The following is a 17,648-nucleotide window of genomic DNA, read 5'->3' as shown; positions in this document are numbered from 1 at the left end:
ATGGCCATTTGAAGAAAGGCTAAGGTCGCCACGTCCTTTGGCAACGCCTTTCTGACCCGCGTCCTGCGGGCCTCCACTTCGACTGAGATAAAGGATACACGAAATGCAAAGCATTTCGATGTTGACTTATCGTAGGGAGAAGCGGGATGGACACTAGCTGCACCAAGTATCACCTAAAGGTCATACTTGATGCAAGATACTCAAGGAAGCTTTACAGAGATGAAAACTCGCTGGGCGCTGGAGCTAGACAATTTAAAAGGTAAAACTATATACTTTCTTATCAAAATATAAAAACCGGATTATGTGTACTTAGGATCCACATAAACCGGTTTCTTTATTGTTGAAATTTTTCTTAGTACCAAATATACACGACAACTAAAATTGCTGCAGCAATTCCAGCAACATCTGCCAACAGTCCAACTTTTAATGCATCGCCCATTTTCCGTATTCCAACTGCTCCAAAATAAACAGTTAGTACATAAAATGTTGTATCGGTGCTTCCCTGCAAAACAGAGGCCAATCTGCCAATAAAGGAATCTGGACCATGAGCTGCTATCAAATCGGCTGTCATCCCAAGTGCAGCAGTACCAGAAATTGGTCGAATAATAGCCAGTGGTACAATTTCAGCTGGCACACCAATACTTTTTAAAGCAGGCCGTATAAACTCCATTAAATAATCTAGTGCTCCGGAAGCACGGAATACAGAAATGGCAACGAGCATACCAACAAGAAAGGGAATAATAGATATGGCAATCTTAATTCCTTCCTTGCCGCCTTCAACGAAGCTTTCATAGGTCGGAACACCTTTAAAGGTTCCATATAATAGAATAAACCCAATTAAAATGGGAATAAACCATAGAGAAATAAGCGAAAGTATACCCATGCTATTCACCCTTTACGGCTTCTGCGGTAATAAAAATAACGGTCTATTAATATTCCGCATATGGCGGAAATGATGGTGGCAATAAGGGTTGGTACTACAATTTCTGTAGGAGAAGCCGAATGGTAATTCATCCTTATGGCGATGACCGTGGTCGGAATAAGGGTGATACTTGAGGTGTTTATTGCAAGAAAGGTAACCATTGACCGGCTGGCATAATCCTTTCCTCCATTAAGCTCTTTAAGCTGCTCCATTGCCTTGATACCTAAAGGTGTTGCTGCATTTCCCAATCCAAACATATTAGCAATAATATTGGATAGTATATATCCCATTGCCGGGTGCCTAACCGGTACTTCCGGAAAAAGCCATTTAACAACAGGTCTGAAAAAACTAGAAAGTTTCTCAAGCAATCCTGACTCCTCGGCTATTTTCATCATCCCCAGCCAAAAAACCAGTATGCTGATCAGCCCGATACAAAGTGTTACGGCATCCGCCGCGCCTTTAAAAATTGCTTTGTTTACTTCATCCATTGTTCCATTGGCAATGCCAAATATGATTCCTATAATCGTCATGCCAACCCATATGTAGTTAACCATTGGCATTCACACCCGTAAAGGAAAAAAGTATTTCTTTTAAGGAACTTATAAAACTAGTCTTTTTTGCCTTTGGTTTTTTCCCAAGATAAATAGGGACCTGATTTACCTCTTTTCCATCAAAAAATACAATTGCTTTTCCAGCTATTTTAGGCTGTTTGCTTTTTCCAAGCTTAATTTTTTCAATTTTGTATTTTACCTCAAATAAATTCATCTCATTTTCTTTTGCAGGATAAACTACTGACTTTTTTAGAAATAAACGTTCCTTCTTATATGGATTCCCCTCAGGTTCAATTGTTCCTTTGGATAATACCTCTACCATATCATAATTTCCGAACCCTGTTTCAAACATCGATATATGATCGTTCCAATCATCTGGTGCATTTAGTGTTACTGCAATCAGCTGCATATCACCTTTTTGGGCAGTTGTTACTAATGTTCTTTTTGCCCTTTTTGTATAACCAGTCTTTCCTCCTGTACAGTATTCATATTTGGAAAGGAGGCGATTTTTATTTTTCCAGACACGATCCCATTGCTCACCAGGATTTGGTGCCCGATGTGACTTGGCTGAGGATATTTTTTGATATTCAGGGTTTTGCATAGCATACCTGGTCAAAAGAGCCATATCATAGGCAGTTGAGTAATGGTTCTCATGGTCATCGAGACCATGCGGGTTAGAGAAATGAGTATTCTCCATGCCTATTTCTCTTGCTTTTTGGTTCATTAGAAATGCAAAGCCATCAAGGCTGCCCCCAACATATTCAGCGATGGCAGCTGCAGCATCATTTCCCGATCTTAGCATAAGGCCATATACAAGATCCCTCAGCTTTATCTTTTCGCCTGGTTTTAAATATATGGATGAACCCTCCGTTCCTGCTGCTGATTCACTTACCTTTACATAACGATCCATCTTTCCTGATTCAATGGCCAGGATTGCTGTCATAATTTTTGTAATGCTCGCAATCCTGCTTATTTTATGTGCGTTTTTTTCATATAACACCCTTCCGGTTTTTTGTTCCATTAAGATGGCACTTTTTGCGCTCATCGTTTCCGATGCATCCGCATAATGGGGAAGGAAAGCAATGAAAAGCGAGACAATGAGAGCAAGTATGCCTGGTTTCCTGATCCTAACCATTTGATAACCTCGTCTCCTTATATGTTTGTACAAGTTTATGCTGGACAAAGGCTGATATGACAAAAAACCGTCCAGGACTTCCTGAACGGTCAGAAATAATACTTATTTAATGGGTAAAATGATAAACAAACAGGCAATACTTGATTTAAATTACAGGCCATTTTAGTTCTCTTGCTTTTTCAAATCTGTTTTTTACATTTTCCCAATCAACAATCTTCCACCAATTTTCAATATATTCTGTACGGTTATTTTTATATTGCAGGTAATAAGCATGCTCCCAGACATCCAAGACAAGCAAGGGAATTGCGTCCCATTGTGCAAAGTCCATATGTTTTTCTGTTTGTAAGACTTCCAAATGCCTTGACCTTGGAGACCATACCAGCAGAGTCCATCCATTCCCCTCGACCTGCTTAGCTGCCTCTGTAAAATGTTTTTTAAATGCTTCAAAACTGCCAAAATAGCTTTCTATGCTTGAAAGCAGCAGCCCTTTTGGCTGTCCCCCGCCGGTTGGACTCATATTTGACCAGAAAATGGTGTGGAGATTATGGCCTGAACCGTGAAAAGCGAGTTCCCTTGACCAGTGCTTAACTAATGAAAAATCATTTGTGTCTCTAGCCTTTTTCAAATTCACTTCTGCTTTGTTGAGGCCATCTACATAGCTTTTATGATGCCTGTCATGGTGGAGTTTCATAATTTCCTCTGAAATTACCGGCTCCAATGCACTATAGTCATAGGGAAGAGGGGGAAGGTGATGGCCGCCAGGAGGCAGTACAGTTTCATGGACATATATATTGCCAATCTCCTGCTTTCTTTTAAAATAATTCTCAAAATCCTCATGTACCATCTCTGCCTTTTCCTGCAAATCCAGAAGATCTTTATTGTTTAAAGGATCTGAGACTCCCTCCATGATCTCTGTAAACCACTCCAGCCTTTCCCATAGCTCTGTACTTGCACCATCGTTCTCTGATTCCAGAAAATTTTTCATCTGCTCATTCCATTCGAATAATTCATTAACATACTGACGGAAACGGTCCATAAATATCTCCTTTCAGGTAGGACTGTTATAGAGACTGAGCCCATTTATAGAGATATTTTTATAATATGAAAAATGGTCGCAGGGGTTCTTATTAGAAAGGCTCTGTAAAATATGTCTGTTGATTTCCGCTTCACAAAGGAAAGCTCCCTTGAAGAATCATCGCAGGGACAGGCCGCAGTTTGCCTGTCACGAGACGCTCGCTTTCCGCGGGAGTCTCGCTCCTTTCTCTCCAATCAAAATAGTGATAAAAACAAAAAAGTGCTTTAACAGATACTATTTATAAAAAAATTAATGTTAACGATGTTGTCGTTTCTGAGGGAATTTCCGGTACTCTTCGAAAATGCCTTCGCATTTCCTTCGTACAGTGTTTAATCGAGGATGCTAGTTCAAGGAATAATGGGCTGGCAAGAGCCAACAGTAGAAACGAGTGAGGGGACTTGGCATTTCGTCCGCGGAAAGAGAGCAGATTCCCCCCTCTTTAAAAATTCAACAATAAATGTTAACACAGTACTTAAACAAAGGATAAAGAAAGGCACAAGAAAATGGACTGTATTTGCTTTAGTGCAATACAGTCCATTAAAAAAATTTATTTAGATTGAATCATTTTAGTCCGGTAATCTGTTTCATAGAATTCCAATTCTTCGCGCATACGCTGGAATTCCGCTTCAAGACTCTTTACCAGCTGCTGTACAGCTTCCGGCACTGCTTTGTAAAACTTAATTGAATTTTTTCCTGTATAAGCAGAACGGCTATCCTCATACCATGCATCATTTTTCGGAGAGAAAAATTCTTCAATGCACTGATGGAAAATCCGATATAAGGTTTTTTCAGCAGCAGCTTTCTGAAAAGGCTCGCTGCCTAATATTACTGCACATGCGTCATGGGTATCCTCACAGTTAACAAGCAGTTTCCTGAGACTTGAGAGAATTAATTTGCAGTAATCCTTATCGTCCTCATTGCCCGAAGAAAGCTGTTGTAGTGTCGTATCATTCAAAAAGTCCTCTAGCTTGAATTGGGTTGCTTCTAAAAAATTTTTAACATCGTTCAATTGTGTTTTTACTAATGTATTAGCCACTATTTTACCCCCGGATGATCAATTTGCTTTTAGCTGTGCAATAAACTCGAGCGGAGACCGTAATTCATATCCATTTTGAGTTCCCAAAGAGTTGAAAACTTCCGGCAGCTTTTCGAAATTTATACCTTGGAAATAAGAAACAAACTCCTGCTTTGAACTAATATAAACCCTCTTTCTATGTCGAAGGCCTGGATTTTTCAACAGGCACACGAGGGCTACTGTATCTTTAAATGTTACCTCCTGTGAACCAGCAGTAAAAATTGGCTCCTGAGTGAATGGAGTAAATTCAGGGAATAATTGATCAAAATAACGGACGTACAGAACATGCAGAGTTTTTTCTGTCCCTTCTTCAATAAAGGTTATTTCACTTCTGTTAAAGAAATCTTCCGAGGTATTTGATTTTTCCTTTACGAGCTCGTATCCCTTGCATTCTTTGATTAACAAAGATTTCTCCCCCTTGTACTATCCTATAAGAGTCCACCTTATTTTAACACAAATATCATCAAAATGTTTGAAAATTAAGAGCGTTTCCGCACCATCAATTACTTCATTGTTTCCTGGAACTTTTCGAAGAATAAATCTGCCTCTTCCTGTTCAAATTCTTCCTCCACTCTGTCCGGTAGAGGTGGAAGCTCATCAATATTTTTTAACCCAAAATAATCGAGGAATTCTTTAGTGGTTCCATATAGATAAGCACGGCCAGTACCTTCATTCCTGCCTACTTCCTTTATTAAAGCCTTAGCCATAAGAGTCTGAATAGGCCTTTCTGTTTTTACGCCTCGTATTTCTTCTATTTCCACTCTTGTTATCGGCTGCCTGTAGGCTATAATGGCCAAAGTTTCAAGGGCTGCTTGTGATAAGGTATGGTTTCCTGGGGAATCAACCAGCTTTTTCAAATATGGTGCATTTTCTTTTTTCGTTGCAAGCTGAAACACACCTGCCAACTGGACAATGATGATGCCCCGATCTTTGTTTTGTTCCAGTTCTGTTTTAACATCTTCGATGATATCCCTTGCGGTTTCAGACTCTATCTCTAAGACCTCCGCAATCTGCTTGAGGGAAAGACCTTCATCACCTGCAGCAAATAATAGGCTTTCGAGTATGCTTTTCCAATTAATAATTTCCAATCTCCCTTACTCCTTCCCCAATTGCTTCAACAAAAATCTCCTCAAAGTTCCCTTGCTGTTCCACATCTATTTCTTTTCTCTTAATCAATTCGAGGATTGCCAGAAAAGTTATCACTATATGCTCTTTGTCGGGATAGGGGAAAAGATCATTAAAGCTTTTTCTCCCATTAAAGGACTTAAGATCAGACAAAATTTCATCCATTCTCTTTTCAATCGATATTTCCTGCCTTGCTATTTTGGTAGCCATTGGCCTTTGCAATTTTTTTCGGCGCATCAGCTTTTGAAAGGCACTCAGCATATCATAGAGTGACACATTCATATCTATTTTTTCCGGCTTGATGTCTTTCGCAAAATCGGACAAATCACTTGGCGGCTTGGTATACATTAGGCTTCGTTCCTCTTCAAGCGATTTAAGGTCATTTGCTGCTTCTTTATATTTCCGGTATTCAATTAGCCTTTCGACAAGCTCATCACGCGGATCTTCCTCATACTGAATTTCGTTTTCCTCATCTTCCAGAGTTTCCTCATGCTTTGGGAGCAGCATTTTGCTTTTGATCGCAAGCAGTGTAGCTGCCATAACAAGATATTCACTGGCAACATCCAGCTTTAAATCCTTCATCGTATGTATATACATTAAGTATTGTCCGGTTATTTCAGCCACCGGAATATCGTAAATATCAATTTCAAGGCGATTGATCAAATGAAGAAGCAAATCAAGCGGTCCTTCAAAGGCATCAATCTTTACATTATAATGCTCGTCTTGCATGTCTCTCACCAATATTTCTTCACATATTTGTCCTTTGTTTTATGACTATTAATAGTATAGAGGATTCCCTAGGCTTATCCAATAGAAAATTAACCCTTACGCCGTTTTTCAGGACATCTGCCTATAACATATTCGTCACCTCTTACATATGATGTCAGGGAAAACAATCAAAATTATAGGAGGTTTTATAAATGTCCGGTGGTGGATTCGGCTTCGGCTCTGGTTTCGCTTTAATTGTTGTTCTGTTCATTTTGTTAATTATCGTAGGTGCTTCCTGGGTTTACTAATTGAACAAAAGGCTTTAGCGACCTTGCGCTGAAGCTGGATTATAATAACCTTGTCGGAGTTATTGGCAAGGTAAAGATCCTAGTTCCCTTAATACCTAGAAAGCAGACAAATCCTGCCAAAAGCCCGCTGATAATAGCGGGCTTTTTTCATGTTTAAGCGGGGCATATTGAACTTGAACATTTGAAGATATACCAGCAGCTACGTATCCTCTTTCTCGATTCAAGTTCTTCAGTTATGCTAGAATGTATATACTTGCGTATGGAGGATTTTAAGAATGTATTCAAAAGCTTATATTGAGTATTTAGCCCATTTCCATGGCGATCGTGATTATTTTGAATGCCATGAAATCCTGGAGGAATATTGGAAAGAAACAGACCCAGGCAATAAGAACTCTATTTGGGTAGCGCTTATCCTGCTGGCTGTTTCCTGTTATCATCACCGCCGGGACAATTTCAAGGGTGCTTTCAGAACCCTCAGGAAGGCATTGGATCTATTTTCTGCTTGCAGGGAAACCATTAGCGGTCTTGGAATAGATCCTTCAAGTTTCTTTTGTATCCTTGAGGAGCGTCAAAGCAGAATTGAAAAAAAAGATTCATTTCAAGTTCTTGATATACCCCTAAATGACCAGAAGTTAATAATGGAATGCACTGAGATGTGCAAAGTAAAAGGTTTTGAATGGAAGAGTCATAAACAATCCCCAGAGGATATTATCCACAGGCACTTAACGAGGGATAGAAGTCAAGTGATCCGGGAAAGAGAGCAGGCTATCCATATTAGAAAAGTTTAAAAACAATTATGTATAAAACAAAAACCAAGGCAGCGAATTTTTTATTCGCTGCCTTCTTCTGAACAATCATCATATTTTATACACTTTTCCATAAAAGGTGTAATAAATTCAGTAGCCTTAATCTGTTTTTGCGGAAACATATCCAGAAGGGCACGCACCATTTTTTTCCCTACGCCCTGATAGCGATGTGAAGGATTAACGGAAATATGCTGAACTTCCCAGACATCCTTTTCCAGAAAAAGCACTCCAAGAAGGCCTATTATATCATCTTCCTCTTTCCAGAGAAACAGCTGCCAATTTTCTTCATTTTCATATTGCTTCATGGTTTGCTGAAGTTTTTTTAAATCCTTTTCATTTGGCATGAAGGATAACAAACCCATCGCAATTTTCTCGAAAGTTTTTTTATATCTAATTAACATATTAACCCCTCATTATTTCAAATAAAAACAGAAACTTGTGGTATCCTATTCTTTCCCCTGAAGATTGCATTAAACGCTCTAACAGGTGTAATTTATTATATGTGCTGAAGGAATTATGTTTCATTACTCAACATCATACAAAATAACGAGCAATTGAGCAAACAATTATTATGGCCTTACTTTGGGGCAATGAATATCCAATAAATTAATCCCCATAATATTGCAATCCCCAGTAGAATCCCAAATAAGGTCCAATTGCTTTTTTTCATTAAATTCACTTTCCTTTTAAAAATTAAGTTCTGTAAGTTGATTTAGTCCATTCTACACCAAACCAAAGAATTAATCCATTTTCGTTCTAAAAACCCACCCTCGATAAAACCAAATGGTACAATATTAATTACCCCCTATGAAACTTTAAAACGAGATTTTACGTTTAATATATTGGGGAATATAAAATGAAATACTCACAATTAAAGGAGATCATCCCATGAAAAAAATGACCTTGTATTTAATCCTATTGTTTCTTTTCTTATTGCCGGTACACAGTTTTGCAGACATGGCAGAAGGAGATATGATTGTTACTCTTGGTGAAAATTTAACCCAACAGCAAAAAGCTGATCTTCTGGAAGAAATGAATGCTCCCAGCAGTGTGCAGGTTATCACCGTTTCTAATGCTGAAGAACATAAATATCTTGGAAAATATATTTCAAGCGCCCTAATTGGGACAAGAGCTCTATCCTCATCGGCGATTACAATGGCAGCTAAAGGAGACGGAGTTTCTGTTAAAACCAAAAACATTACATGGGTAACAGACGAAATGTATGTTAATGCCCTTATTACGGCAGGCGTAAAGGATGCGAAAGTTTATATCACTGCCCCAAGTCCGGTTTCCGGAACAGCAGCTCTGACCGGAATTATAAAAGCCTATGAAATATCTGCTGATAAAACCATTCCTGAAGATGTAAAACAAGCAGCCAATGAAGAAATGGTAAAAACAGCAAAGCTTGGTGATTCCATAGGAAAAGAAAACGCAGCAGCCTTGATTGCTAAAATAAAAGAAGAAATCGCCAAAGATAAGCCAAAGAATGATGCTGAACTGCGGCAGATTATCGAACAGGCCGCAAAGGAACTTAACGTCAAACTTACTGAACAGCAAATTCAGTCGCTCATGGACCTGTTTAACAAACTGAAAGACTTAAATATTGACTGGAACCAGGTTGGCGATCAGCTAAACAAAGCAAAAGACAGAATTTCAAAATTCCTTCATTCTGAAGAGGGCCAAAGCTTTCTCGATAAACTCAAAGAATTTTTTATCAGTCTAATAGACGCTATTAAAGCTTTATTTAGCTAAATGAATAAAATCAGCCCCGCTTTCATGAAAGCGGGGCTGGTGTATTTTATTTGGCTCTTTTCGTAAACTTTATTGTTTATTAAAACAAAAATAGACTCGCTTTCCGCGGGCAACCAAGCTACTGCCTGTAATAACTTCGTGATTAAGCATCTGTGTTCAGCTACTTGCAGCTCTGCGACGAGCTGAAGATTGGCTTCTTCGAGTATGCTGTGGCGCAGGAGCACGCCTCCTCGGTCGTGAACGATCTGCGGGGTCTCGCCTGGCTTGCTTTTCCCGCAGGACGTTGAGATTGCATCGGTCAATCGTCACCACACGAAGGAAATGCAAATGCATTTTCGAGGATCTCGCCTATTTTTGCTTACTGTTTCTTCAATTTGCAACAATCTTTTAGATAATAGCCTTTTATTTTAATGGTAAGTCACAGCGCAGCAAGTCCTCATATGTTTCTCTTCTGACTACAAGAACTGATTCTCCATTTTCAGTAAATACTACAGCAGGGCGCGGCAGGCGGTTATAATTATTCGACATTGAATAGCCGTAAGCACCTGTAGAAAACACTGCCAGAATATCTCTTTCTCCTGTTTCCGGAATAGGGAGATCCCAAATAAGCATATCCCCTGATTCACATGCTTTCCCAGCGATCGAAACAATCTCTTTAGACGGGGCTAACGGTTTGTTTGCAAGTACAGCCTCGTACTTTGCCTGGTAAAGCGCAGGTCTGATATTATCGCTCATTCCTCCGTCAACAGCAAGAAACTTTCTGATTCCGGGAACGTCTTTTGATGAACCGATCGTATAAAGTGTTACTCCCGCGTCACCAACTAGAGAACGCCCCGGTTCAATCCAAATTTCTGGCATTTTTAGAGAATATGAAGAAGAAAGCTTTTTCACTTCTCCAATAATTTCCTCCACATATTGTGATGGGGCAAGAGGCTCATCTTCCTTTGTATAGCGAATTCCAAATCCACCGCCAAGGTTTAAAACTGAAGCCTCAAAACCAAGTTCTCTTTTCCATAAATCAAGCTTTTCATAAATTTTTTGGGCAGCCAAAAGAAAGCCCACCGTTTCAAATATTTGAGAACCAATATGGCAATGAATTCCCAATACCTGAAACCGGCATGAATGAATAGCTTTCTCTAAAGCTTTTTGCGCTTGGCCATTTTGAAGATCGAAGCCAAACTTGGAATCTTCCTGACCGGTCAAAATATAATCATGGGTATGCGCTTCAATTCCAGGAGTTACCCGCAGCAAGATAGGAACTGAAGTGTTTTTTTCCGAGCAGATGCTATCCAATAAATCCATCTCATAAAAATTATCAACGACAATGCAGCCAATACCTTTATCAATGGCCATTTCAAGCTCATCACGGCTTTTGTTATTCCCATGAAAATGAATGCGTTCAGGGGGGAAATTTCCTGCGAGAGCAGTATAAAGTTCTCCTCCTGAAACAACATCAAGGGACAGCCCCTCTTCATCCGCAAGCTGTACCATGGCAACTGTTGAAAAGGCCTTACTAGCATAAGCGACCTGTGCATTTACATTTTGTTTTTTAAAGGTATCTTTAAAACCTCTGGCCCGATCACGGATCAGTGCTACGTCATAAACATACAATGGGGTTCCGTATTGTTCGGCAAGCTTTACAGCATCCACCCCGCCAATTTCAAGATGTCCAATTTCATTGACCTTTACTGTCATTTTTTGCAACCCCTTCTCCCGACCCTTTTAAAAAATAGACAGAATCCACGAAAGATACTGTCTACTTTAGTCCTTTATTTAATTAAAATTACTTTATCATAATTTAGGCCTTTTACGCAATCGCTTTTAATGTGGCTGCCGATACTTGTTTCTTGGATGTACAATGCTCGGCCTGATTTTTGAACCGGGAACAGCCCGGCGAATAACTATCTGCAAAAAGGCTTTTGGTTCAAAAGGCAGAAACGGCCAGAAATAAGGAGTATTGAGAACCCTGATATTGATGATAAAAAGGAAAAACAATGTACAGCCAATAATAAAACCAGGTGCATGGAACAGAGCAACTAATAACATTAAAATAATCCTTGCTATTTTATTGGCTACACTTAATTCATAGCTTGGAGTTGTAAACGTTCCTATGCCCGACACAGCGACGTAAAGAATAACCTCCGGTACAAATAATCCTACATCAATCGCTATTTGACCAATCAGCACGGCTGCAATCAAGCCCATGGCGGTTGACAGTGGTGTAGGAGTATGGATGGCGGCCATCCGTAAAAACTCAATCCCCATATCCGCCAGGAATAGCTGAATAATGATAGGTATATTGGTCTGTTCATTCGGGCCGATAAACGCTAATTTATCTGGGAGCATTGAAGGCTCTAATACAAAGAGCAGCCAAAGCGGCAGCAGAAAAAGTGATGATAAGACACCAAGGAACCTGGTCCAGCGGACAAAAGTGCCAACCGCTGGCGATTGCCTATATTCTTCAGCATGCTGTACGTGATGGAAATAGGTAGTCGGCGTAATAATTACGCTTGGGGAAGTATCGACATATATAATAACATGGCCTTCTAATAGATGGGCCGCCGCGACATCTGCCCGCTCCGTATATCGGACCAGCGGATAGGGATTATATCCCTGCTTGAGTAAAAATTCCTCAATCGTTTTATCTGCCATTGGTATTCCATCTATAACAATATTTTTAATCTCTTTGCGTACAATTTCAATTAAATCCTGGTCCGCGACATCCTGAAGATAGCCTAATGCTACGTCTGTTTTTCCTCTTACTCCTACTCTAAGCATTTCAAAGCGGAGCCGTTCATCGCGTATTCTTCTTCGTGTCATGGCTGTGTTAAGGATAATATTCTCTACAAATCCATCCCGTGATCCCCTTACAACCTTTTCTGTATCAGGTTCCTGTGGCGACCTCCCGGGATAGCTTCTTACATCAACAACAAGCCCGATCCCTACTCCATCGACAAAAACAACAATAAGACCGGAAAGAATCTTTGTAATACAGTCATCAAGAGTTTTAAATTGCTCAACAGACTGGTTTACCAGCCTGTTTTCCACTATTTTGAACAAATCGGTAGATAATTTTTCATGGTCATTGATACTAACTAAAACTTTAATTATCTGTGTAATATACGCAGTATCACACAGACCGTTTACAAAGTAGATATGTACATCCTTGCGAAGGATTTTAAGTTTCCTGACTCCCAGGTCAAAACTTTTTCCCAACCCGACTCTTTCTTTCATGTACTGCTCGATTTCATCGACAGTATTAGGGACTGGCCACTCCACTTTACCTATATCTACCATTCATAACCGCTCCTTTCCAAAATAAGTTCGACCGCTTTTTTTGTAATAGGTGCACCGCGCTCGTAGTGATCGCGTCGAGACATTTTCCCAATATCACCTATACCTACAATAATGGGTACATTCAATTGGTCGAGACAATAGACAGTATCTCCATTAATGCGGCCCATCTCCATTTCCGGAAATCCATATTTATCGACCCCATATGGTGTTAATTCCCCGTCTCTGTCGATACAGACATCGACCTTTGTCCATTCTTCCTTCCTTGTCTTAGAAGCAACAGCTATGATTCCAAGCACCTCAATATCTTCATGGAGTGCTACATACTTTAAGGCCATTTCCCCCAAACCTTCTCCCAGCAGACCTCCATCATCAAACATCACCAGGACAGGATCGTGATGGGCTTTTTTAATCATCTCTACCAGTTCCGGACCATTATGGACAGAAGGGTTCCCATGCGACATGGATATACAGCGGCCGCCTATTTCATAAGCCACATGCTCTACTGCCCGTCTGGCGTAATCATCTCCATCTGTTATGAGAATAACTTTTCTCTTCTCGCTCATCCTATTTTTCCTTTCGCCCGAAAGTTTAATGATGAATAAAATAAACCCATTGAAAAATAGATCCGAAGATTTTTCCAAGCACAAGAGCCATTAATAATGTGACTATCTCTCCGTCCATTCCAATTCTCTTGGCTAGAATAGGGATTACATTTAGGACTTCTGTTAATGCTGCAGCAAGCATACCCACATAAACCCCTCCGGCTAAGCCTAAGGGTATTAAAAACCATGGATGGATTCCCAGCACCGGGTCCCTAAGACTTGCCACAATGCCAACCACCGTTCCTAAAATAACTGCCATTTCATACCATTGAATCATCTTCATGGTTTTACTAAGCTGAGTTAACCTTGGAATAATACCAAGTACTGTTAAAAAAGCGACAAATCCTGCTCCGACTGCCAGCCCTCCGGCAAGGCCGATAAAGATAACAAATAAAATTTTAATCGTCATCATTAATTCTTTTAATACTTTCCTTGTTTTGACTGATAATGACATAATTATCGAGGTCCATCTGATAATTAAACATCTCTACTTCTAAAGGGCTGGGTTCTTCGTTAATTCGCTTTCGGAATATATGATTAAAGAACAGGATCATTCCCAGTCCAAGCCCAATAGAGTATGGGATTTGAAAAAGAAAAGGCTTCGGATCCTGTTTGCCGGTGATTATTGTTGTCAGCTTTGCCTGTACAGACCTCATGCTGACATCATCATGGAAGTTCATTATGGCGAGAGCAGAACCAAAGAAAAGCAAAAACCATATTAAAAGAAAAATGGGAGCAGACACTCTTTTTTTCTTATAAACCACTTCTATAATTGTTTGTACGGGTCCAATAGTTTGTATATCTGCTTCTTTAAATTGGTCTGTAATTTTTTCTAATACCTTCATTACATCGATAACGATAATATTGAGATCCCGCGGTGAAACCTTGTATATCACCATTTTTTGCAAGGCGGCAAGCATGTATTCGGGCGCAATAATTTGTGCCATATCTTCTAAGATCACTTTATCATCAGGCCGAACCTGAACACGCTGCCGCAGGCGAAGGTAGATCGTTTTTTCCAAAACTCTCACTTCCCACACAATGATTTCCTCGTATAGATTAGTATGGATTAAATCAATATTTTCATGATATCCAAAAATTTACAAAACAAAAAAAAGAACCGCAAGGATTTATATATCCATGCGGCTCTTCATTTCCTGTAATATCTTTTTTTCCAGCCTTGAAACCTGAACCTGCGAAATTCCCAGCCTTGCAGCTACCTCTGATTGAGTTTGATCCTTGTAATAACGCAAATACACAATCAGTCTTTCACGTTCATCGAGTTCCCTAATGGCTTCTTTTAAAGCGATTTTATCAAACCATTTGCCATTGTTTCCATCATCTATCTGGTCCAGCAGAGTAATAGGATCGCCATCGTTCTCATAAACAGTTTCATGAATAGACGTTGGAGTCCTGCTTGCCTCTTGGGCCATGATGATATCCTCGGGCGGCATTTCCAGATGTTCGGAAAGCTCACTGACAGTTGGAATCCTGCCGAGAACCTTGGATAATTCATCCTTTGCCTTCCGAATCCGATTGCCCATCTCTTTGAGGGAACGGCTGACTTTTACTGTCCCATCATCCCGAATAAATCGCTGTATTTCACCGATAATCATGGGAACAGCGTAGGTAGAAAATTTGACATCATAGGATAGGTCAAACTTATCTACTGACTTCAACAGCCCAATGCAGCCAATCTGGAATAGATCATCCGGGTCATAACCTCTGTTTAAAAAGCGCTGAACAACAGACCAAACAAGGCGCATATTCTTCTCAACAATGAGGTCTCTTGATTCCTGGCAGCCATCCTGGCTTTTTTTAATAAGCTCCTTAACCTCATGATCCTTTAAATACGTTTTGTTCTGATCGTTCTTGACCTCCACATCCATTGGCAAGTCTCCTTAATTGCAAAGCATTTTGCTCGATGACAAATGCTTACGTAATCTGACTTCGGTTCCTTTGCCAGGCTGTGAATGAATCTCTACCTCATCCATAAAATTCTCCATGATAGTAAATCCCATGCCGGAACGTTCCAGATCCGGCTTTGTTGTAAACAATGGCTGACGAGCTTCTTCCACATCTGCAATTCCATGTCCGATATCTTTAATGGACATCTCAATCAATCCATTTTCAATGGTTACATTAATAAAAACAATCCCTTCCGGGTCATTATCGTAGCCGTGGATAATTGAATTGGTAACAGCTTCTGAGACAACTGTTTTAATTTCGGTCAGCTCATCCATTGTTGGATCAAGCTGGGCAATAAAGGAAGCAACAGTAACACGGGCAAAAGATTCATTTTGGCTAAGAGCACTAAACTGTAGTTTCATTTCATTCTTCACGGTTACGCTACCCCCAATCTTTGCAAAGCAAATTCTTCTGACGGTTCCATGCCAATAATTTTAAACATGCCCGACATATCGAATAATCTTTGAATAGCAGGAGAAATAGCGCATACAACCATTTCACCGTGTACTTGCTTGATTTGCTTATATCTTCCCAAAATAACGCCCAAACCGGAGCTATCCATAAACGAAAGTTGTTCCAGATTCAAGACAATATGGCGAATTTGATGCCTTTCAATTGTCTCAGCTGCTTTCATGCGAAGTTCTTCTGCGGTATGATGATCTAATTCACCGCTCAAACGCAGGCACAAAACATCATTTTTTATTTCCATATCAATGTTAAGACTCACTATCCCTGGCCTCCTTAATCTGGTATAGTGAGTCAATTCGCTTTTAATTTGGCAATATCCTTCCCCTAAGACAAAACTAGTCGGCTTTCGCTAAAAGAAGTGCCCTTCCTTATCGTTTCGACAGAAGGTGGTGTTGGATTGATAATGGCCTGCTTTTATCGCCCGCTTTTAACTCCAAAGAAAGATTTGGCTTACTAAATGCCCTCTCTTTGTTACCGTTTTTCCTTCCGGTTGAAGGTTTGATGACTAAAGGCCTCTCTTTGTTACTATTTTTCTTTCCCATAGAGGATTTCGGTCACTAAAGATCAATTTAGATTTTTAACTTAAACTCTTATTCACCGGACTTTGTAAACATGCCGAATGCTCTCTTATAGAGGTTCCACCAGCTTGCTTCCTTTACATCCTTTTCAGCGACCAGAGGGCTTTCCATTAGAACTTTTCCACTTTTTACAAGCTGAATTGTTCCCACCTTATCTCCTCTTTCAATTGGAGCCTGAAGGTCTTTCATTATAACAATCTTTTTCTGGATCTTAGATGTCTTTTCTCCCTTCTTTGTTAGAAGAGAAATAGGTTCACTGGTTACAGCATTTACTTTACTTATTTTCCCTTTGCTGATTTTTGCAGTTCCTACGCTTACATTGCGTTTAAACATAGGATGAGTTTCATATTGGCTAAATGCATAATCTAGCATTTTTGTTACCTGTGCATTACGTTCTTTTGAAGTCGGAGCGCCAAAAACCACTGCAATGACTCGCATGCCATTTTTTTGCGCAGTAGCGGTAAGGCAGTATTTTGCTTCCGATGTAAAGCCTGTTTTAAGGCCATCAGCCCCAGGGTAGAAGCGGACAAGCTTGTTCGTATTTACAAGCCAGAATTTCTTATCTGTATCTTCACGAAGGTAAGCCTCATACATTCCGGTAAACTTCGTTATATCCTGATACTTTAATAATTCCTTTCCCATAATAGCCATATCATGTGCAGTGCTGTAATGGCCTTCAATCGGAAGTCCAGTAGTATTTTTGAATACTGTGTTTTTAAGGCCAAGCTGTTTGGCTTTTTTGTTCATCATTTTTACAAAGGCAGGCTCAGATCCACCTATTCTTTCGGCCATAGCCACAGAAGCATCATTTCCTGAACCAATAGCAATTCCGCGGAGCATTTCTTTTACCGTCATTTCCTCGCCAGGCTCCAGGAAAATTTGAGATCCGCCCATTGAAGCAGCATATTCGCTTGCTCGAATCTTTTCATTCCAGGATAATTTTCCTTTATCAATTTGTTCCATAATTAACAGCATGGTCATGATTTTTGTCATGCTGGCAGGGGGAAGCTTTTGATTGCTGTTTTTCTCATAAAGAATCTTTCCTGTATCCCTTTCAATTAGAATGGCAGACTTAACATTTTTGACGAGACTATCATCACTGTTTTCTTTGGCAAAAGCTGGCATGCCAAGGGATGAAATCAGTAAGAACATAACTATAATTGAGACGATTCGTTTCATTCGCATAACCCTCCTATTCTTTATAGGGTCATTTTTTCCAAAAGAAACATTTTTATACAGGATTTTCCTTCCCATAAAGAAAAAAGCCCGGGAAAGAAT

Annotated in this window: 22 protein-coding genes; 3 read left to right on the top strand and 19 right to left on the bottom strand. The window is 39.8% G+C overall.

The genetic code is table 11. The annotated features are described in order from the left end of the window. Positions 1-352: 352 nt before the first annotated feature. The 8 genes from G8761_RS00340 to G8761_RS00305 all read right to left on the bottom strand — a co-directional run bounded on the left by G8761_RS00340 (position 353) and on the right by G8761_RS00305 (position 6,612). Positions 353-883 (bottom strand): spore maturation protein, encoded by a 531-nt coding sequence (locus G8761_RS00340; RefSeq protein WP_166022534.1) that lies wholly within the window; start codon positions 881-883, stop codon positions 353-355. Between the two features lie 5 nt (positions 884-888). After that, positions 889-1,476, bottom strand: a complete 588-nt coding sequence (locus G8761_RS00335) for a nucleoside recognition domain-containing protein (RefSeq protein ID WP_166022532.1) — start codon at positions 1,474-1,476, stop codon at positions 889-891. Next, entirely contained in the window at positions 1,469-2,608 is a 1,140-nt protein-coding gene (locus G8761_RS00330; RefSeq protein WP_166022530.1) for a D-alanyl-D-alanine carboxypeptidase family protein, read from the bottom strand. The genes G8761_RS00335 and G8761_RS00330 overlap by 8 nt, the downstream gene beginning before the upstream one ends. Positions 2,609-2,753: 145 nt before the next feature. Beyond that, positions 2,754-3,644, bottom strand: a complete 891-nt coding sequence (locus tag G8761_RS00325; RefSeq protein ID WP_166022528.1) for a superoxide dismutase — start codon at positions 3,642-3,644, stop codon at positions 2,754-2,756. A gap of 586 nt (positions 3,645-4,230) precedes the next feature. After that, positions 4,231-4,719: a DUF3907 family protein gene (locus tag G8761_RS00320; protein WP_166022526.1), complete on the bottom strand. Its 489-nt coding sequence runs from the start codon at positions 4,717-4,719 to the stop codon at positions 4,231-4,233. Between the two features lie 18 nt (positions 4,720-4,737). Next, a complete protein-coding gene (locus tag G8761_RS00315; protein ID WP_166022524.1) occupies positions 4,738-5,163 on the bottom strand; it encodes a hypothetical protein in 426 nt (141 codons plus the stop codon). A gap of 98 nt (positions 5,164-5,261) precedes the next feature. Further along, entirely contained in the window at positions 5,262-5,846 is a 585-nt protein-coding gene (gene scpB / locus G8761_RS00310; protein WP_166022522.1) for an SMC-Scp complex subunit ScpB, read from the bottom strand. Continuing rightward, positions 5,833-6,612 carry a segregation/condensation protein A gene (locus G8761_RS00305; protein ID WP_166023279.1) on the bottom strand — a complete coding sequence of 260 codons (780 nt, stop codon included), beginning with the start codon at positions 6,610-6,612 and terminating at the stop codon, positions 5,833-5,835. Before G8761_RS00305 ends, scpB begins: the two co-directional genes overlap by 14 nt. A gap of 191 nt (positions 6,613-6,803) precedes the next feature. Here G8761_RS00305 and G8761_RS00300 point away from each other — a divergent pair, with 191 nt between their 5' ends. Continuing rightward, positions 6,804-6,899, top strand: a complete 96-nt coding sequence (locus G8761_RS00300; RefSeq protein WP_081680198.1) for a YjcZ family sporulation protein — start codon at positions 6,804-6,806, stop codon at positions 6,897-6,899. Positions 6,900-7,174: 275 nt separating this feature from the next. Continuing rightward, positions 7,175-7,687 (top strand): DUF309 domain-containing protein, encoded by a 513-nt coding sequence (locus G8761_RS00295; RefSeq protein WP_166022520.1) that lies wholly within the window; start codon positions 7,175-7,177, stop codon positions 7,685-7,687. Between the two features lie 41 nt (positions 7,688-7,728). Here G8761_RS00295 and G8761_RS00290 read toward each other — a convergent pair whose 3' ends face one another. Then, a complete protein-coding gene (locus G8761_RS00290; RefSeq protein ID WP_166022518.1) occupies positions 7,729-8,106 on the bottom strand; it encodes a GNAT family N-acetyltransferase in 378 nt (125 codons plus the stop codon). Positions 8,107-8,593: 487 nt separating this feature from the next. Between G8761_RS00290 and G8761_RS00285 the strand changes: the two genes are divergently transcribed. Next, entirely contained in the window at positions 8,594-9,457 is an 864-nt protein-coding gene (locus G8761_RS00285; RefSeq protein ID WP_166022516.1) for a DUF1002 domain-containing protein, read from the top strand. On the opposite strand, the gene G8761_RS00280 is transcribed toward G8761_RS00285, so the two are convergent. From G8761_RS00280 to G8761_RS00235, 10 genes are all read right to left on the bottom strand, one after another. Next, positions 9,454-9,759 (bottom strand): hypothetical protein, encoded by a 306-nt coding sequence (locus tag G8761_RS00280; RefSeq protein WP_166022514.1) that lies wholly within the window; start codon positions 9,757-9,759, stop codon positions 9,454-9,456. The genes G8761_RS00285 and G8761_RS00280 overlap by 4 nt on opposite strands. 100 nt (positions 9,760-9,859) lie before the next feature. Next, positions 9,860-11,152 carry a diaminopimelate decarboxylase gene (gene lysA, locus G8761_RS00275; protein ID WP_166022512.1) on the bottom strand — a complete coding sequence of 431 codons (1,293 nt, stop codon included), beginning with the start codon at positions 11,150-11,152 and terminating at the stop codon, positions 9,860-9,862. A gap of 126 nt (positions 11,153-11,278) precedes the next feature. Next, positions 11,279-12,754, bottom strand: coding sequence for a spore germination protein (locus G8761_RS00270; RefSeq protein WP_166022510.1), 1,476 nt, complete (start codon positions 12,752-12,754; stop codon positions 11,279-11,281). After that, positions 12,748-13,317 (bottom strand): stage V sporulation protein SpoVABEA, encoded by a 570-nt coding sequence (gene spoVAEA, locus G8761_RS00265; RefSeq protein ID WP_166022508.1) that lies wholly within the window; start codon positions 13,315-13,317, stop codon positions 12,748-12,750. Before spoVAEA ends, G8761_RS00270 begins: the two co-directional genes overlap by 7 nt. A 25-nt stretch (positions 13,318-13,342) precedes the next feature. Then, complete coding sequence (locus tag G8761_RS00260) at positions 13,343-13,765, bottom strand: stage V sporulation protein AB (RefSeq protein WP_166022506.1); 423 nt, start codon at positions 13,763-13,765, stop codon at positions 13,343-13,345. Then, positions 13,755-14,378, bottom strand: coding sequence for a stage V sporulation protein AA (locus tag G8761_RS00255; protein WP_166022504.1), 624 nt, complete (start codon positions 14,376-14,378; stop codon positions 13,755-13,757). Before G8761_RS00255 ends, G8761_RS00260 begins: the two co-directional genes overlap by 11 nt. Before the next feature lie 108 nt (positions 14,379-14,486). Continuing rightward, complete coding sequence (sigF, locus tag G8761_RS00250; protein ID WP_166022502.1) at positions 14,487-15,245, bottom strand: RNA polymerase sporulation sigma factor SigF; 759 nt, start codon at positions 15,243-15,245, stop codon at positions 14,487-14,489. A 12-nt stretch (positions 15,246-15,257) separates the two neighbouring features. Then, positions 15,258-15,698, bottom strand: coding sequence for an anti-sigma F factor (spoIIAB, locus tag G8761_RS00245; RefSeq protein WP_166022500.1), 441 nt, complete (start codon positions 15,696-15,698; stop codon positions 15,258-15,260). A gap of 2 nt (positions 15,699-15,700) precedes the next feature. Further along, a complete protein-coding gene (gene spoIIAA / locus G8761_RS00240; protein ID WP_166022498.1) occupies positions 15,701-16,051 on the bottom strand; it encodes an anti-sigma F factor antagonist in 351 nt (116 codons plus the stop codon). A gap of 331 nt (positions 16,052-16,382) precedes the next feature. Then, on the bottom strand, positions 16,383-17,549 hold the full coding sequence (locus G8761_RS00235) for a D-alanyl-D-alanine carboxypeptidase family protein (protein WP_166022496.1): 1,167 nt from the start codon (positions 17,547-17,549) through the stop codon (positions 16,383-16,385). Positions 17,550-17,648 lie beyond the last annotated feature (99 nt).

It is taken from the genome of Neobacillus terrae, from assembly GCF_011393025.1.
GTDB lineage: Bacteria > Bacillota > Bacilli > Bacillales > Cytobacillaceae > Neobacillus_A > Neobacillus_A terrae.
The sequence above is the reverse complement of the archived record's forward strand: the minus strand, read 5'-3'. Positions and strand labels throughout refer to the sequence as shown.

Bases quoted from the DNA above. Each gene is read 5' to 3' on its own strand.
- G8761_RS00260 (WP_166022506.1), bottom strand. From the start codon at position 13,765: ATGACGATTAAAATTTTATTTGTTATCTTTATCGGCCTTGCCGGAGGG.
- G8761_RS00290 (WP_166022518.1), bottom strand. From the start codon at position 8,106: ATGTTAATTAGATATAAAAAAACTTTCGAGAAAATTGCGATGGGTTTG.
- G8761_RS00285 (WP_166022516.1), top strand. From the start codon at position 8,594: ATGAAAAAAATGACCTTGTATTTAATCCTATTGTTTCTTTTCTTATTG.
- spoVAEA (WP_166022508.1), bottom strand. From the start codon at position 13,317: ATGAGCGAGAAGAGAAAAGTTATTCTCATAACAGATGGAGATGATTAC.
- G8761_RS00270 (WP_166022510.1), bottom strand. From the start codon at position 12,754: ATGGTAGATATAGGTAAAGTGGAGTGGCCAGTCCCTAATACTGTCGAT.
- G8761_RS00340 (WP_166022534.1), bottom strand. From the start codon at position 883: ATGGGTATACTTTCGCTTATTTCTCTATGGTTTATTCCCATTTTAATT.
- lysA (WP_166022512.1), bottom strand. From the start codon at position 11,152: ATGACAGTAAAGGTCAATGAAATTGGACATCTTGAAATTGGCGGGGTG.
- G8761_RS00235 (WP_166022496.1), bottom strand. From the start codon at position 17,549: ATGAAACGAATCGTCTCAATTATAGTTATGTTCTTACTGATTTCATCC.
- G8761_RS00295 (WP_166022520.1), top strand. From the start codon at position 7,175: ATGTATTCAAAAGCTTATATTGAGTATTTAGCCCATTTCCATGGCGAT.
- sigF (WP_166022502.1), bottom strand. From the start codon at position 15,245: ATGGATGTGGAGGTCAAGAACGATCAGAACAAAACGTATTTAAAGGAT.
- G8761_RS00300 (WP_081680198.1), top strand. From the start codon at position 6,804: ATGTCCGGTGGTGGATTCGGCTTCGGCTCTGGTTTCGCTTTAATTGTT.
- G8761_RS00325 (WP_166022528.1), bottom strand. From the start codon at position 3,644: ATGGACCGTTTCCGTCAGTATGTTAATGAATTATTCGAATGGAATGAG.
- G8761_RS00305 (WP_166023279.1), bottom strand. From the start codon at position 6,612: ATGCAAGACGAGCATTATAATGTAAAGATTGATGCCTTTGAAGGACCG.
- G8761_RS00330 (WP_166022530.1), bottom strand. From the start codon at position 2,608: ATGGTTAGGATCAGGAAACCAGGCATACTTGCTCTCATTGTCTCGCTT.
- G8761_RS00335 (WP_166022532.1), bottom strand. From the start codon at position 1,476: ATGGTTAACTACATATGGGTTGGCATGACGATTATAGGAATCATATTT.